Here is a 14,920-nt window from a genome sequence, read left to right on the forward strand (position 1 = left end):
TGACCTGGTGGGGCCGGAAAGCCATCTTCCACTCGTAGCAAAAGCAATGATTGCGCTAAACCTAATGAGCATTATGTCTACGGTCCGTGACTATGTCGGCGCTCGAATTCCAGTTCTTTGGAGGCGTTTGGAGTGTTTGCAATTCAATCCGGTGGCTTTGCCCCAATCTCCAATTGATTTGGAAATGCGGTGGCGATTGCGTCAGGAAGCTCTCCGATGCGGCAACTCGAGTACGAGCGCTTCAAGACTTGCAGTCCGATCGTTTTTTGTAAACATGGCAGCTCGGATTCGGCCACGACGAAGAATCGCCACTGCGCGGGATCACTTTGGTCAGCAAATTCCCGCCGCCTTTCACCGTGCCACGCAAATACGTACACGTCGGCTGGCCGGGAAGGTGATTGAAAGGGAATCCAGTCGCCGCCATTTTTGAGCCAATATCCCGTGCGGGGGGCGATGTCAAACCTTGCAATAGCCTGCCGATCAGGAGCTTCCGCCGCCCGATCCCAAGACTGCCTTGCTGAGGATTGCTTAACTTCAACGCGGACACCGGTTCGGTGCTCAATGTCCCAAACGGCCCAATTCCAGCCATTTATCCACGTGAGTTGCCAATCATGGCCCAATGCGTGCGCCACCATGCATTCGACATAGTCGCCCCGGTAAACGTTTTCCATGACTCTCGCCTCAAATCGCCGCATGAGAAGGTTTTGAATTCGGTGGCTGATTAACGCAGATTTCATAGGTGTTTTCCCTTGACCGATGGAACCGGGGGGGGGCTAACGATTGGGATTCGAGAACTGAGTCTTTGCGCGATCAATTGGCGCACAGCGAGATGAGGATAGAGGAAAGTCCATGGGTTCACTCCAATTCAACGTTGATCTTGCGTACGACCGGCCATGTTCATCGGCGGGAACACCAGGTAGGCGCCCACAATTGGGGGTTGGTACTTACTTACGGGAAACGCTGAGACGAGGCAGTCAATTGAGTAAGTCACGCGATCGACGTCGACGACAAAAGCGGCAATCAGCGCGGCAGGGTCGCCACCGCAAGCAAGACCGCCCTCGGGGGGAGATCAGGACTGTAGATGCTCAGGAATTCATCAACAAAAGGATTGAGCACGGGGCCCGCCTGGTTGACGACAGTCGCGAATTGGTCGATGAGGCCGAGATTATATGGAGCATTAATCCTGGCGAGGATCTCGTTTCCCAATTGTGTGTCGAGTGCCTGGAATTTATGAACCTCGCAGCGAGGAACTCCGGCAGAGCAGTCGAATTACTTGAAGACCCCCGTACAGAAGGTGATCACCATCGATCTACCGCTCTGAAGAAATACGTTGAAGACACGGGGCAAGCCCTCAAGGAGATCGACAATCGCCTGAAAGTGCGAGGGTCTTCGCTAATCGCTCTTTTCCCAGAGTTGCCCAAAGAAATCTGGCGCGACCTATTGGCCCGCCGGAATGTAATTGCACACCGGATACTCAGCGTCGATGACAAGAGAGTCCGTGAGGAAGCCGGGAGGTACTTCAGGGATTTATATCGGTTGGTCCGGCGCATCGAGTTTTCCCCCGTAATGGTCAATTTGAAGACCGGTCTGATTCCCGGGCCGCAATTCAAGGGTTCAGTACTGCTCGATTTGCCGTTGGTGGCGCCCGGAATGCAGCCAAAACTCGGCGAAGCATTAATAGTCGTTTATGAGACGGAAAAGGGTGTTTTGGCATTGCGATTTGGGCGCACGAATGCAAACACACTTGCCATCGCCTCTTCAATTCCAGGTGAGTTTGATTTCAAGCTGTACAAAGTTCAATTTGGAGGCGACAACGCGAATTAAATCGCGTAATTGAACTTTTGGTACGTTCGCTCAAGCCGCGACCTCGACTTTTCACCGACGCTGGATCACCCTTCTAATCGCCCAGCGATGGAAATCGGGGCCGAAGCGTAGTTACCTATTGGGCAACTGTGCTTTCACTTTTTGTCCGCCCACCACCGATTACTTCAACATTGATCGTCTGCTGCTTCGAATCCAAATGCCGAGGCACCGTCCGAGCAATTGGGCCTCGCAATAAGCGAACGCCAATCAGCATCAATTCGCGATTTGAATGTTCTTGCTGCGAATCAAGTGTTTTGCTTTGCGCGGGCCATCAACGTGCCTGAGGAAAGTCGCTGGCCGACCGCAGCTTTACCCCCTGGGAATTGCACGCCTTCATCAATCAATACTCGTTTAGGGTCTCGCGTATCTTGAGGGTCGGACCAGGAAAAATGTTCCGAAACCGAACCGTCGGCATTCAGCACTCTGTACCCTTTTGAGCAATCACCGCATGAGGCAATGTGCCTCCCTACCGCAATGGGTGAACTTTCGACCAACTTGGCCAAGTCACCATAGGTTGTCCACTCCCCAGGACGCACAAAACCTAACAATTCGTGCAGGGCGCCCCAATCCCGCCGAACTCCCCGGGCCCAACTAAATCCTGCCAATTCGGCAAGCGACTTCCCGCTCCTAGACTGCCAAGCTTCGGGCCCATTGATTACAGCGAGCATTTCACCCGTTGCCTTCAACCCGATTTCTTTTGCTAGTCCGGTCGGGCTCCAATGTGCGCCATCAATCGCCCACTTCAAAGGCAAGCGAGAGTGATTACGCCAGGTCGCTATGGCTCGCTCAGGCGTTTCTGCCAGCCATCTAGAGATTGGTTGCCGCATTCGGACCGGGAACGCCTCAACTACTACGTCTACGTGCACACCGTCGTCAAGCAATCCGCCGTCAACGATTTTTTTGGTCGCGGTAGCTTCTCGACGATTGCGCGTTCTTTCCCGTAATCCCCCAGGCGGCGCCGGTGTAACCACGAAATCTTCGGCGTCGGGAATCGGCCAGGTTTGCGATACGGTGATCACGATCTGTTTACCGGTATCCCAAGCGCTGAATTCAATCAGCGACACGTCTATTCCCATTTCTGTCAGCCACACTGCGCTCGTCGAGACTTGTGATGGGAATCCTTCCGCCATCAAGATGATCCTGGGGCGTTTCAGCAATTCAGGATCGAAGTCACCACCAATGTGATCCTCAAGGAGTCCGAGGGCCTCGTTTTCACTGACAGTCGATTCGCCAACATCGGTCAAGTACCGGGAGTGACTGACGGCGAGCGTCGAAGAATCGAATCTGCTTGCCATGGCCGCGTATTTGATTGCCTGAGTCTCTACGAAATCAGGTGCCACCCCGCGCTTCAGTTCGGCAATCACGAGTCTCCCATCCTCGTCGACACCCAAAAGATCCAGACGATCAAGTGGACGGTTGTTGCGACCCTGCCATGAACTGAATTCGAAGGTAACTATGCGTACCGAATCTCCGAGGATTTTGGGGTTTTTTCTGACCCACTCTTGCAAATGTGTCCGTTCGCGAAATCCCGCGTCTGCTAGCGAAATCCGCTGTGCAGGTAGAGCATTTCCCGATTCAACAGTGAAGACTTGCTCGTCTCCCAAATCAATCCCCTATTGGCCAATAACACGGAGGTTTCAACTAGCAGGAATTCTTCGCCAAATCGATTGTTGGCGACTGCGTTGGCTTCATTTTGAGCATTGAATCATGCACAATAACTCCGTTCGATAGGAACGCGAAATCTACTTACGATTCATATAGAGTCTTGGCGTTCCCGGTAAGGGGTTGGTTTAGTCAGCCAGTCGGTGGTTCGTGCCGATTCGGCGAAGCTAAACAAGACCTCCCCAGAACGCGATCGTGAAGGCGATTCCAAGTGCGAAATATCTGGATCGTTAGAGCTGGCGGCGGCGGCGTGTTTGCTGATTCGTACTGGGAGGCGGGGATTATCGCGATCGGGTTTGCACGCACTGGTGATATCTCCCACCTGAAGACCCCAAAGGAGATCATGGACGCGATGAGAGGCGAACATCCAAACGTGAAGGACCGCCGGCTACACGCTAGAGCGAGTCAGCTCCTTCGATTTGTTCACGTAATCAAGGAGGGCGACTTAATCCTCACGCCGATAAGGGATTCGCGCGAAATCATGATCGGGGTCTGCGATGGACCATACAAGTACGAGTCCGGACGACATGACAATAACCCTCATATCCGATCAGTCGATTGGAAGAAGCGTATTGCGCGGGAAAAGTTGTCCAACCGCGCAAGGAACAGCGCCGGCGGTGCGCAAACACTTTTCTCGATGAATGAACACCGGGCGGAAATCGAATCGGTCGCGTTTTCCCAGGGGCAAACGATTGCCGCCAATGACCCGGCACTATTGGACGATTCAGAGGCGCAGTTCTACGAAGAAGTCCAAGGAAAGGCTGAGGAGCTGATCTCCGACAAGATTGCCCAAATGGACCCGCTGGACTTTGAGGAACTAGTCGCCGCCCTCTTGCGGTCGATGGGGTACTTCGCGCGTCGCACTGTGGAAGGTCCTGATCGCGGCGTGGATGTTATAGCGCAGTCGGATCCTCTTGGATTCGAATCTCCCCGCATCAAAGTGCAAGTCAAGCAACGGAATGATCGGACTGGTGCACGCGAAATCCGTGAGTTCATCGCGACGCTTCGCCCCCCGGACAAAGGACTTTACGTTTCCACTGGAGGGTATACACGCGAGGCGTTATATGAGGCTGAACGAGCCCCACAAGGAATCTCTTTGACCGTTTTGACGGGAGACGAATTCACCGAATTCTTGCTGGAGTACTACGATCGGCTGGATCCTCAGGCCCAATCGCTGATGCCATTGAAAAAGGTCTTTGTGCCGATCGAATAACGGATACATCCGATCTGAATTAACGCTGGGTGGTGGGTTCAAGGCTTGAGCGAACGCAAATCCGAACTCGCCGACGCTCAATTACCTGCGACACCGAATAACTGCCGCAGTACACCGCAACTACGGTATCTGACACCGGTTGAGTATTTGGTGGATTCGGGCCATTCGACATATTCGGGTTTATGTCTAGCTGGTCTACCCGGTATATAGCCTCCTCAGCCTTTACTCGAGGCGCAACCCATGGCCACGGGATTGCATCCGGGCAACTTGAGGCCGACCGGCAGTAGTTTGCGAGCCAATTCGCCACAGTTTCCCAATCGACGACGCAAACGCAGAAATGATCTGAGCTAAGCCGTTCGGGATCCTGGTAAGCGCTCAGTCCGCTTCAAGCGTTGAGGGTCTAGCCAGTAGGTTGGCGAGCCTGGGTTTTGGAGTTGTGGATCGATCAAGAATCCCTTGCATTTCTTCCCGCTCCTCTACCGACAGCGCGAATAACCGGCGATCTGACGGTTCTGCAATCGCGGCCCAGACTGCGATTTGCACCACAGATTCACCGAGTTACATTCGGTTGTGAGCGATCGCGCGAGGCACGATCTTGTCCTTGTGCAGGGATTCCCAATCCGCCAACGCTGGGAATTGGGTACAGGATTCAAGAGGCGATTGTCCATCGATTGGGTGGACGAGCGTGCCAGGGCGGATCACAGCGTAGCGCCTTCGCAGGTTTCACGCCGAACGGGTTCTCGAATACGGAATCCGGTACCAAGATTCCAATTGGGGCCTTAATCCGAAGTCTTCAATCTGAACCTCCTACGGACGCTTAACTCCGCTCCCATTTCGTCGGCAATACGCTTCGATCCCGGTCATCAAAACTCGCTCGATGTTTCAATTCCGTATGCTATATTTCAGCGACCATACAAAACCCGAACGTGGAGTGCATAAGTGACCAGTGCAAACCCGCTCGAACACGTGGGCCCCGGTACTGATCATGTGCCCGATCCCGGCGACGCCCCACTGCGCGCGGTCCTTGTGATTGCGCTCGAAGCTGATGTCGCTGACGCGATCCTGCACTCCCTCGACCGCCGCCGCACCTGCCGATTCCTCGCGTGGGTCAAAGATGCTGATGGGGCTGTTCGTCGGTTGGCGACCGAACGATTCGATTTGGTTGTGGTGGCCGGGCTCTCGCCCGATTTCGCCTTGACCGTGGTGAAGCGACTCCGGGCGTGTCTGGGATCAACCCGCATGTTGGTCGCTTTGCATCAAGTTCCGGCACCCGTAATCGTGGATGACTTTGTTAATGCCGGGTCTAGCGGATTGGTCGACTGCTCAAAGGGGTATTCGGACCTGCCTGCGGCCGGCCAGATCATCGCCCACGGACACTCGATCTTTCCGCGCAGAGCGGAACTGAAGTCTCCGAACCAGATTCCGGCGATGGTTGTCGGTCCGGAGGAACTCTCTGAACGCGAACGACAGATATTGGAGCTCGTCGCGATCGGTCTGACTTCGCAGCAGGTCGCGGAACAGCTTTACCTGAGCGTGCACACAGTTGAGAAGTACCTCAGCGTCTGTTACCGCAAGCTCCAGGCCGCCAACCGGGTCCAGGCTTGCAACATCGCCCGTTACTACGGGCTCATCTAGGATGCGTGACACCGACGATCCGGCAAGACCGGGTACTCAGCAGCATCCCGTTGTTTGCCGGTTTCTCGGGTTGGTCCTCACAGCGCCGCTGTGGGCGATCGGAATCGCACTGCTTGGACCTGAACCAGTTTGGGCTGCCGAAATCGTTGCCCCGGCCAGCAGCTCGGATCCAATCACATTCGCGGTCAATTCGCTGAAGACCTTCCTGGCCACGATCGCAACCGTGGTCGTTGCCGCCTCGATCGGTTGGAAAGCGGTGGTGGCCTGGTCGGCCGGAAGCGTTGAGGCCCAACGCGAGGCTCAGCGATTCGCGCTGCAATCGCTGGTCGTTTACGGCCTGGTGATGGCGTTCAATTTCGGCCTCATGCAGAACGCGGTCGAATACCTGGTCAATTCCATGGGCGGGCGCGCCTGAAATTGATCCCTATCCCAGCCGATGTGGAGGAAATCGCCGGCCGGTTCAGTCTGATCGGCTTCTACGTGAGCCCGCGCGAACTGATCTGGCTGACCGGCGCCGTGGGAGCCGAGGCCACTTTGGCTGGGTTCGCGGTCACAGCCGGGTTCTCGCTGCCGGCGTTGCTGTTGCTGGCGATCCCGGCGTTGGCCTGCTGGGCGGCATTGAAGCTACGCGTCGATGGGGCGGTGATCGAGCGCTGGGTCGTGGACATGGCGCTTTTCGTCACCCGCGGCCGAGTCCTGGCGACTGGTCGGCAGCGGCCGGAGTCTGGGACGGCCCGATTGCGCATCAGTCTCGAATACGAAATCGTCAGCCCGGTCCATTCGCTGCGCCGCGGGCACCGCAACGACCGGGGGTTCCGGTTTGAATCGATCGATTGAAAAGCTATTCGGCGGTAGCCGCCGGTCGGTGCTAGATGTCGGCGTCCGTCGCGTAACCGAGAACGGCATCGAGCGCGAAGATGGCGTGCTGGTTGCCGGTCTGGCGCTCGCGCCGACAGATCTGGAATCCCTGGACCGAGAGCAGGTTTCCGCGCTGAATTCGGGCATGGCCGGATTCCTGGCCGGTCTGGACACACCGGTCCAATTTCTGGTAAGCAACAACCGATTCGATGCCGAGCGTTATCTTTCGCGCACCATCGACCGCTGGCGCGGTGACTGGTTCGCCAAATCCGGCCTGCGCGAGCGTCTTGTTGCTTCCCCTGAAGGCCAAACCTCCTGGGTCACGTTCGCGCATGTCGCGGCCGCGAACGCGAATCTTCGGCAGATCAAGGTCCGCCTCATGATTCTGGCCCACCGCGGGCGCGGAAAGAGTCCGCCCGACGCCGAATCCCGGATCGAGCGGATCGGTGCGGCGCTCTCTCAGGCAGGGATCGCCTGGCGGACGATGGGCGGCCTGGAGCTGGTGCTAGAGCTGGAGCGCGCGTTTTTTCACGGCGGCGGAACGCTGGCCAACGCCCTGGCGGCGGGAGGGCCGATGCGGGTCGTGGAGGGGCTGGAGAACCTGGCGTTCGATCTGGCCGATCCGCTGCCGGAATGGATCGAATTTTCGCCCCGCCACATGCGGCTCCCCCTAGCGGAGGGGGACCGGTATTGCGCCGCCGGTTACCTTCGCGCGCTGCCGCGCGCCGTGGATACCGGGTGGCTGGCCCTGCCGTCCAGATTTGATTTCGATATGACGCTGTCGCTACATATCGACCCACTGCCTGACGAGGAGGTCATGCGCCGGGTCGCCCAATCGGAACGCGAAATCGCCGGAGCGCTTGACGATGCCGCCGGTACCGATCCGGTCGCTGCCCGGGAGCAACGCTGGCGAGCCGAGGATGTCGGCGAACTGGCTGAAGCCATGCGTGGTCGAGACCGCTACTTCAAGCTGGGCGGTTATTACCTGGTGGGCGCAGACTGCCGCGAGGAATTGGACAAAAACCTTCGCACTTTGCGGTCAGTCCTATCGGGGACCGGGCTGGTCGGGTCCGGCGCATTCGGCTACCAGCGGCAGGCGCTGATGTCGATTCTCCCGCTTGCACGCGAGCAGTTGGTCCGCCGGCGAGGGATCACCACGACCCCGTTGGCGGCCGCCCACCCGGGCAGCGGGCGCGGTCGGGCAGATCCCGACGGCTGGTTGCTGGCCGCCTGTGGATGGGACAATGGCCCCAGTGCGCCGTTCCTGTTCAATCCCTTCTCGCCCGCATACGAAAACCCGCACGTGGCGATCCTGGGGCAGAGCGGAACGGGCAAGACACACCTTGCCCGGGCAATCGCCTACAGCGCCTGGCTTTCAGGAGCCGAAGTCGCGTTGATCGATCCCAAGAACGAGTACGGGTCGTTATGTCAGCGGTGCGCGGGGTCCGAAATTGTGCTGGACCTGGGCGGTGGATCGGCCCTGAACGTATTCGATGCGGTCGGTGACGACGAAAGCTCCTACGCTGGCGGCGTCGCCAATGTCGCCGGGTTCTGGCGAGCGGCCCTCGGGAAGATGAGCGACCATCAGGCCGCCCTGCTTTCCAACGCGATCGAGAGGATCTGCCCGCCGCCCGGGAACCGGACCGGACGGCGCGCTTTGGCCGGCGACCTGGCCGCCGAACTGACCGATGATTCTTCGATCGACGGGGCGGGTCGCGTCGCCGCCCAGGACCTGGCGCAACGCCTGCAGAGGTTCTGTGGTCCGGCGATGGGACGTCTCTTTTCGTCTCCGACCAACGTCCAGTTGGACAACGATTTCCTGCTGTTCAAGCTGGCGGGCCTGCGCGCTCAGGACGTGGACGTTTTCTCGCTGGCCGTAAGGCTTACCCTGCTCGCCCTGGCGCGCTGGTTCAATCGCCCCGCCGACCGCCGCCTAATCCTGATCGACGAGGCCTGGTGCCTCCTGCATGACCGGGCCGGGTCGCGGTTTCTGCTCGATCTGGCCAAGACTGCGCGGGCCAAGGGCGCGATGCTTTTGATGATCACCCAGGATGTGGCTGATTTCGCCGCCAATCCCCTGGCGCGTTCGGTGTTGGCAAACTGCGCGGCGGCAATGATCTTTCGCCAGCACCGGGCGCATGGCGCCGCCCTGGCCGAATTGTTCGATCTGGATTCTGAGGGCTCGGCGCGCGTTTCGACCCTGCGCCGCGGCCAGGCATTGGCCGCCCTTGCCGGCGGCGAACGGGTGGCGATCGAAGTGTTTAACCACCCTTGGTGAAATGCCTGTCCGGCGCCGTACTGATGATGGCGCTGCTGTTCGTTACCAATCCGGTCCTGGCCCAGGAACCAGGCGACGGCACCCCCGGATCCGCGGTCGAAGCTCCAAGTCCGGTGGAACTTCTGCCGTTGCCATGGAACGATCCCGGCGCCGCCGCGGCGGCGGCCGGAGCCGGCCTGGTGGGGGAGCTCACGCGCGTGATCAGCGGACCCCTGGAGTGGGTATGGGCTTATCTCTTCCTGGTCCCGGATGCGATCGACCCGGCGCGCGCAGACCAGGTGGATGCGGCGCTGGCGCGAATCGCCCCGGCGGGTTTGAGCGATCCGATTTTCAGCGGCTACGGAGCGGCCGTGGCGGTACGGACGGCCTGGGAGCGGTCGCGCGAACTGGCGCTCTCCTCGCGGCTGCCGTTTCTTGGACTGGTGCTGGGCGGGTTCGCGGTCTGGGCGCTGGCGATGCTGTTTCTCGGTCGACCGGTCGACGTTCCCGCGGCCGCTGGACGCTTAGGGATCGCTCTGCTCGGGTCGCTGGCCTCATATCAATTCGTAGATGCCATGCTCCAGGTCAACGACATCCTGGTGAGGCTTTTCGCCGGCATCGGGTCGACGGACGTGCTGCTGGGCGCGCCGCAGACTTTGATGAGCGCCTGGAGCTGGGGGGAAGACGCCGACAGTCTTGTGGACCTGGGCGGGGCGCTGCTGCAGGGCGCGTGGTATGGACTCTTTCGCGCATTCCTGCAATTGCTGCTGCTGATCGGGATGGCCGGGATTGCGATCCGCCTGCTGGTGCGCCTGGTCTGGATCTGGGCCCTGACGGTGGTCGCCCCGCTGGTGCTGACGCTGGCGGTATTCCCTCCGGCCGCGCGATTGCCGGAGCTGTGGTTGCGCCGCCTGCTCCGTACCGTATTTGAGAAATCGGCCCTGGTCCTGGGACTGTCGGTGAGTTTTTCGGTCATTGCTCTGCAACCGCCGGGCCTGCTCAGCGTCGCCCTGGCAATCGTGGCCCTGTTCGTCGCCCAGGCGCTGCCGGGATTCCTGCTCGACGCCGTGGCCGGAGCCGGTGGCCAGGGCGGGCGAGCGATCCTGGGGCACCTCGCCGGTCCGGCGTCCGGGTGGCACAATGCCCGGCGGATCTTCAGGCGCACCCGGATGGGCCCGAAACCGCGCGCCGGGCCCGGACCGTGAAGCTGGTCTGGGTGCTTGGCCGCGTGGCACTGGAGGCGGGCATCTCAGCTATCGCCCGTCGAGGCGATGCCCCGGGCGAGCAGGAAGGTCGATCCAGTGGCGCAATTCACGTGTTGCTGGCGGCCGGGATCGCGGCCCTGATCCTCGCGACGCCGGGGATGCTCATCGCCCTGTGGTTGGCCGGTTTCTCGCCTGGCTCACCCTGAACGGAATTCGAGCCAAGCGCAACCACCTAACCGAATCGGCCTATTTCCGGATCGTGCCGGAATTCGAAAGCGCGGCGCCGCTCGGCCATTGCGGCGACCCCGACCCCCAGGGGATCCTGCACGCGGCCCTGTCCGGATTGGCCGATTACGAAGAGGTCGAAATCCGGTGGCTGTTCGCGCCCGCGTCTCCAAATGCCCAGCGCCAATTCGCGGCCGCCTGCGGCCGGTTGCAGAACGGCATCGCCCCCTATCGCCACGGGCTAGCGGCCAGCCTGGCGCGATCCGTCGTCGGTGGAGTCAGGTTCCTTCTCGACGTTATGTTCTGCCGACCGGAGCATCCTGTACCTCACCGAGAAAGCGAGCTCTCCCGAATCGTCGCCAAACGCGCGCTCGAACCGCTATTGGCTGGGGCGGTCCTGGCCCGCGTTCGGGCCCCCAATGCACGGCATGGCACGATCGTCGCCGCGCTGGCCCAGGCGCTTGGCCAGTACGGGTCCGGTTGGAATCGGCTGAAGGTCGAACGGCTGTCCGACAACCGCCGCGCTGAATCTTGGTTCGACGGCTGGCGCTTGCCGAATTCGGGATGCTGGCTGCTTACCGCCGCGGACGCGGCCGCGCTCTGCGAACTGCCAACGGCGCGGTCCCGCGATCCCAACCTGGCCCGCGCGCCGGCCGCCCAGGTCCCGCCGGCGGCGATGGTGCCGGTGGGCGAGGGGCTCTTTCTGGGTTGGCCCGAACCGGGATCGGCCGATCCCAGGCGGCAACTTGGTCTGCGCACCGAGGACGCGCTGCGGCACGTGCTGGCGGTCGGACCGACCGGGACCGGCAAGAGCACATTCCTATATTGGTACGCCCAGTCGGCAATCCGCAGCGGTATGGGATTGCTGCTGCTGGATCCCAAGGGAGACCTCGCCGAAGCGGTCCTGGACGCGGTGCCAGAGTGCCGGGCCAACGACGTCGCATTCCTGAACTTTGCCGACACCGCCAGACCGATCGGGCTCAACCCGCTGGCGGTGACCGATACGGCCGCGGCCGACCAGACCGCGGCGGCGGTAAGCACCATGATGCGCGAGCTGGTTACCGGCGAGGGCATGGCGTGGGGCACCACTATGTCGCAGGCGTTCGCCTACGGCTTTAGGACCCTGGCCGCAAATCCACAGATCGAACCGACCATGCTGGACCTGGAGCGGCTGTTCTTCGACCGCGGATGGCGCGCCGGTCTGCTGCAGAACGTCTCCGATCCGTTCGTTGCCGCCTACTGGACCAACCAGGTGGACCGGATGGGCGAGCGCCAGTTCGAGCTCAACTTCGGATCGGCGCTGCGTCGGATGGCCCTACTGGTCAACGACCCGCGTGTCCGCAACATCCTGGCTCAGGCGCGGCCGGCAGTGCGCTGGGACCGTGCGTTAAAGCGATCGGCGATCGTGCTGGTGAACCTGGACCAGGCCGACAACGCCCTTGGGATCGCCGGATCGCGCCTGCTGGGCAGCATCATCGTCACCCAGTTCTGGCAGGCGGTGCTGAGGCGCCCGCGCGGAGATCGGCCGCCGTTCATCTTCCTGATCGACGAATTCCAGGAATTCCTCGATACCGGCCGCAACATGGGGGCGTTCTTCGAGCGCTCCCGCAGTTACCGGGTGGGGATGTGCATCGCGACCCAGTCCCTGGCCCAGCCGCGGCTCAAAGCCGTGCGGCGCACGGTGACGATCAACGCTCGCACCCACGTGGTGTTTGGCGGGTTGCGGGACGAGGCCCGGCACTTCGCGCTGTCAACCGAACCGCACTTTTCGGCCCGCGACTTGGACCGCCGCGAGGCATTCCAGATGACGGTTTCGACGCTGGTTGACAACCAGCCGGTGCCGCCGTTTTCAGCCCACGTGACGGCGCTGCCGGATCCCTGTGCGGATCGGCTGACGGCCCGAAAGCGGCGCGCCTCGCAGCTGTTTGGCGCCGACCTGGGGCAACTCGAGGAGAGCGTTCGCCGGCGCTACGGCCCGCGTCTTAACTGAAGCCGGGCACCGGGGCGCGCATACGGGATTCCCTCTGGCGCAAGGGTCCTGGGCGGACCGAGGATTCTGCCAGCGCCGGAGTCCCGGCGCATAACACCTGGAGCTACAAAACGGAGCAGTTCTTGCCTTTGGCGCCGGCCGGGCTTCTGGCCGGCTGCGGCCTGGCAATTGCCGTCGCGCTTTTCGTTTGGTTGGGAGCCCGATCAGGGCCACTGGCTGGCGATCCGACCGGGACCTGGTACCGGATTCTGGTACCTTCCGACCACGATGGGCCGGCGCATTCGATGCTTTCCGAGCTCGCCCGATCGGGCGAGCTGGCCGCACCCGGTCCGCGCCTGCTGGGCGGAGCGGAACCGGCCGCTTTCGGCCGCGCGGTCAGGATCAACGCCCGCCGGATCTCATACAGCGATTACACCGCCGGGCCCTGGTCGGGAAACCACCCCGCGCGCCTCAAGCACCTTTACCCCGGTATCCGGGTAGACGTCTCCCAAAGGAGGAACCTTGCTTAATCGGATCATGCTGCGCCTGCGCGGCACTCTCGCGCGGTTCATCGCCGACGAGCGCGGTTCGGCGACCGAGTACATCATGATCGCCGGCCTGGCGGTGATAGTCCTCGGCGCCGCCGTGGTGACCTGGAACGAAGGTCTGGTCACCTACCTCGACGACATGCTCTCCGACCTGCAGGGGCTGGGGGAGTAACGTCTTCCGGGCCCTGGCAAGCGAGCGCGGCGGCGCGGCCACCGAGGCGATCCTGGTGTTGTCGCTTCTGGCGCCGCTGTTTGCGGCGATGATCGCGCTCGGAGACCTCTGGGCCGACCAGGTGGCGTTGGACCATGTGGCGGCCGTCGCGGTCCGCCGCGCCGCCGCCGCCGGCGGGGACTCGGCGCAGTTGCGGGCGAGCCTGCGGTCCGATCTCGAGGCGGCCGGTCTGCCGGAAGATTCGGTGACGGTGCGGGTCGATCCGGCAGCGCCGGCCTGGCAGGACTCGATCACGGTGCGCCTCAGCCTGTCGCGCAGCATCCAGATCCCGCTGCTCGGATCCCGGGACCTGCAGCTGTCTTCGCAGTTCGCGGCCCGCAACGAGGTCGGCGAGGTCGCCGCATGATCGGGCGATTCCTATTTGGCGAACGCGGATCGGTCAGCGTGCAGGGGATCCTGCTGCTGGGCATATTCATGGTCGTGCTGGCGTTCGTGGCCGAATTCGGGTCGCTGCGCGCCAAGACCCTGCGGCTGCAGTCGGCGTTCGACCGCGCGGCCCTGGCGGCAACCGGTGCGATCGATGGCGGCGCCCTGGCCGATAGAGGCGAGCTCAGGCTCGATGCGGCGGCCGCCGAGGCCGTCGCCCGGGAATACCTGGCCGCCAACCTGGAGCCGCTGGAAGGCTCGATACCCGGTATGACCGCGAGCCGGGTTGCGACCGCCGCCCAAGTCGGGGTTTCCTCGGCGCCGGAATCGTCCGTCACGCTGTCGGGCGTGGTGGATCTGCCCAACGGGTTGCTCGCAATCGTCGGCGTCGGTCCGACCACCACCCACCGCATCGAATCCCATTCCGTATTGGAAGGACCCTGAATTGATCGGTAGAAACCTCTGGGCGCTCATGGTAGCCGCCCTCCTGCTGGCGGCGTTGGCCGGCGGCATCTGGTTCTCCAACCGTCCCGCACCAACCGAAAGCACCGAACCCGTCCCAAGCGGGGCCGGACCGGGGCCGACCCAACCACGCGCGCTGGCCCCAGTCGGCCTGGAGATCGGCTCCGACGAGGGACCGGGTCCCTTCGAGCTGACGATCGGAGAGCGGCTAAGCCTGCTGGCGGCGGTGGAGCTCGAAGACGGCAGCGTCAGGTACGACGCCCCGATCAGCTGGTCGAGCTCAGATCCGCAGATAGCCCGCGTCGATTCGCAGGGTCTTTTGAGCGGGATGGGAATCGGGCAGGTTCGGTTAACGGCCGAACTATCCCCATTGATTACGGAAGTTACCGTCCGCGTTGGCGAGTAGCAGCGACTTGAATGCGGCG

The 14,920-nt window shown here is 61.6% G+C and carries 15 protein-coding genes; 13 read left to right on the top strand and 2 right to left on the bottom strand.

All coding sequences use genetic code 11. The annotated features are described in order from the left end of the window. Positions 1–143: 143 nt before the first annotated feature. Positions 144–671 carry a hypothetical protein gene (locus tag F4X41_00225; GenBank protein ID MYB15451.1) on the bottom strand — a complete coding sequence of 176 codons (528 nt, stop codon included), beginning with the start codon at positions 669–671 and terminating at the stop codon, positions 144–146. Positions 672–978: 307 nt separating this feature from the next. Between F4X41_00225 and F4X41_00230 the strand changes: the two genes are divergently transcribed. Then, on the top strand, positions 979–1,824 hold the full coding sequence (locus F4X41_00230) for a hypothetical protein (GenBank protein MYB15452.1): 846 nt from the start codon (positions 979–981) through the stop codon (positions 1,822–1,824). Between the two features lie 284 nt (positions 1,825–2,108). On the opposite strand, the gene F4X41_00235 is transcribed toward F4X41_00230, so the two are convergent. Continuing rightward, on the bottom strand, positions 2,109–3,467 hold the full coding sequence (locus F4X41_00235) for a DNA-binding protein (GenBank protein MYB15453.1): 1,359 nt from the start codon (positions 3,465–3,467) through the stop codon (positions 2,109–2,111). A 269-nt stretch (positions 3,468–3,736) separates the two neighbouring features. Between F4X41_00235 and F4X41_00240 the strand changes: the two genes are divergently transcribed. The 12 genes from F4X41_00240 to F4X41_00295 all read left to right on the top strand — a co-directional run bounded on the left by F4X41_00240 (position 3,737) and on the right by F4X41_00295 (position 14,901). After that, on the top strand, positions 3,737–4,738 hold the full coding sequence (locus tag F4X41_00240) for a restriction endonuclease (GenBank protein MYB15454.1): 1,002 nt from the start codon (positions 3,737–3,739) through the stop codon (positions 4,736–4,738). A gap of 939 nt (positions 4,739–5,677) precedes the next feature. Further along, a complete protein-coding gene (locus tag F4X41_00245) occupies positions 5,678–6,373 on the top strand; it encodes a response regulator transcription factor (protein MYB15455.1) in 696 nt (231 codons plus the stop codon). 70 nt (positions 6,374–6,443) lie between these two features. Then, positions 6,444–6,788, top strand: coding sequence for a hypothetical protein (locus F4X41_00250; protein MYB15456.1), 345 nt, complete (start codon positions 6,444–6,446; stop codon positions 6,786–6,788). A 2-nt stretch (positions 6,789–6,790) separates the two neighbouring features. Further along, on the top strand, positions 6,791–7,210 hold the full coding sequence (locus tag F4X41_00255; protein ID MYB15457.1) for a hypothetical protein: 420 nt from the start codon (positions 6,791–6,793) through the stop codon (positions 7,208–7,210). Further along, positions 7,194–9,509, top strand: a complete 2,316-nt coding sequence (locus tag F4X41_00260; GenBank protein ID MYB15458.1) for a DUF87 domain-containing protein — start codon at positions 7,194–7,196, stop codon at positions 9,507–9,509. The genes F4X41_00255 and F4X41_00260 overlap by 17 nt, the downstream gene beginning before the upstream one ends. Next, positions 9,506–10,693 carry a hypothetical protein gene (locus F4X41_00265; GenBank protein MYB15459.1) on the top strand — a complete coding sequence of 396 codons (1,188 nt, stop codon included), beginning with the start codon at positions 9,506–9,508 and terminating at the stop codon, positions 10,691–10,693. The genes F4X41_00260 and F4X41_00265 overlap by 4 nt, the downstream gene beginning before the upstream one ends. Next, positions 10,629–12,908: a DUF853 family protein gene (locus F4X41_00270; GenBank protein ID MYB15460.1), complete on the top strand. Its 2,280-nt coding sequence runs from the start codon at positions 10,629–10,631 to the stop codon at positions 12,906–12,908. Before F4X41_00265 ends, F4X41_00270 begins: the two co-directional genes overlap by 65 nt. Positions 12,909–13,030: 122 nt before the next feature. Then, entirely contained in the window at positions 13,031–13,417 is a 387-nt protein-coding gene (locus F4X41_00275) for a hypothetical protein (protein MYB15461.1), read from the top strand. Then, positions 13,410–13,607, top strand: coding sequence for a hypothetical protein (locus F4X41_00280; GenBank protein MYB15462.1), 198 nt, complete (start codon positions 13,410–13,412; stop codon positions 13,605–13,607). Before F4X41_00275 ends, F4X41_00280 begins: the two co-directional genes overlap by 8 nt. A gap of 55 nt (positions 13,608–13,662) precedes the next feature. Then, the gene (locus F4X41_00285) at positions 13,663–14,013 is read left to right on the top strand and encodes a hypothetical protein (GenBank protein ID MYB15463.1); all 351 of its coding nucleotides are present in this window, start codon (positions 13,663–13,665) and stop codon (positions 14,011–14,013) included. Beyond that, positions 14,010–14,477 carry a hypothetical protein gene (locus F4X41_00290; GenBank protein MYB15464.1) on the top strand — a complete coding sequence of 156 codons (468 nt, stop codon included), beginning with the start codon at positions 14,010–14,012 and terminating at the stop codon, positions 14,475–14,477. The genes F4X41_00285 and F4X41_00290 overlap by 4 nt, the downstream gene beginning before the upstream one ends. A gap of 1 nt (position 14,478) precedes the next feature. Then, the gene (locus F4X41_00295; GenBank protein MYB15465.1) at positions 14,479–14,901 is read left to right on the top strand and encodes a hypothetical protein; all 423 of its coding nucleotides are present in this window, start codon (positions 14,479–14,481) and stop codon (positions 14,899–14,901) included. Positions 14,902–14,920 lie beyond the last annotated feature (19 nt).

The sequence above is a fragment of the Chloroflexota bacterium genome (genome assembly GCA_009840625.1).
In the GTDB taxonomy this organism is placed as follows: Bacteria; Chloroflexota; UBA11872; order UBA11872; family VXNJ01; genus VXNJ01.

What these genes read in the sequence shown, in the direction of transcription:
- F4X41_00270 (MYB15460.1), top strand. Translation starts at nt 10,629, where the DNA reads ATGCCCGGCGGATCTTCAGGCGCACCCGGATGGGCCCGAAACCGCGCG.
- F4X41_00225 (MYB15451.1), bottom strand. Translation starts at nt 671, where the DNA reads ATGGAAAACGTTTACCGGGGCGACTATGTCGAATGCATGGTGGCGCAC.
- F4X41_00290 (MYB15464.1), top strand. Translation starts at nt 14,010, where the DNA reads ATGATCGGGCGATTCCTATTTGGCGAACGCGGATCGGTCAGCGTGCAG.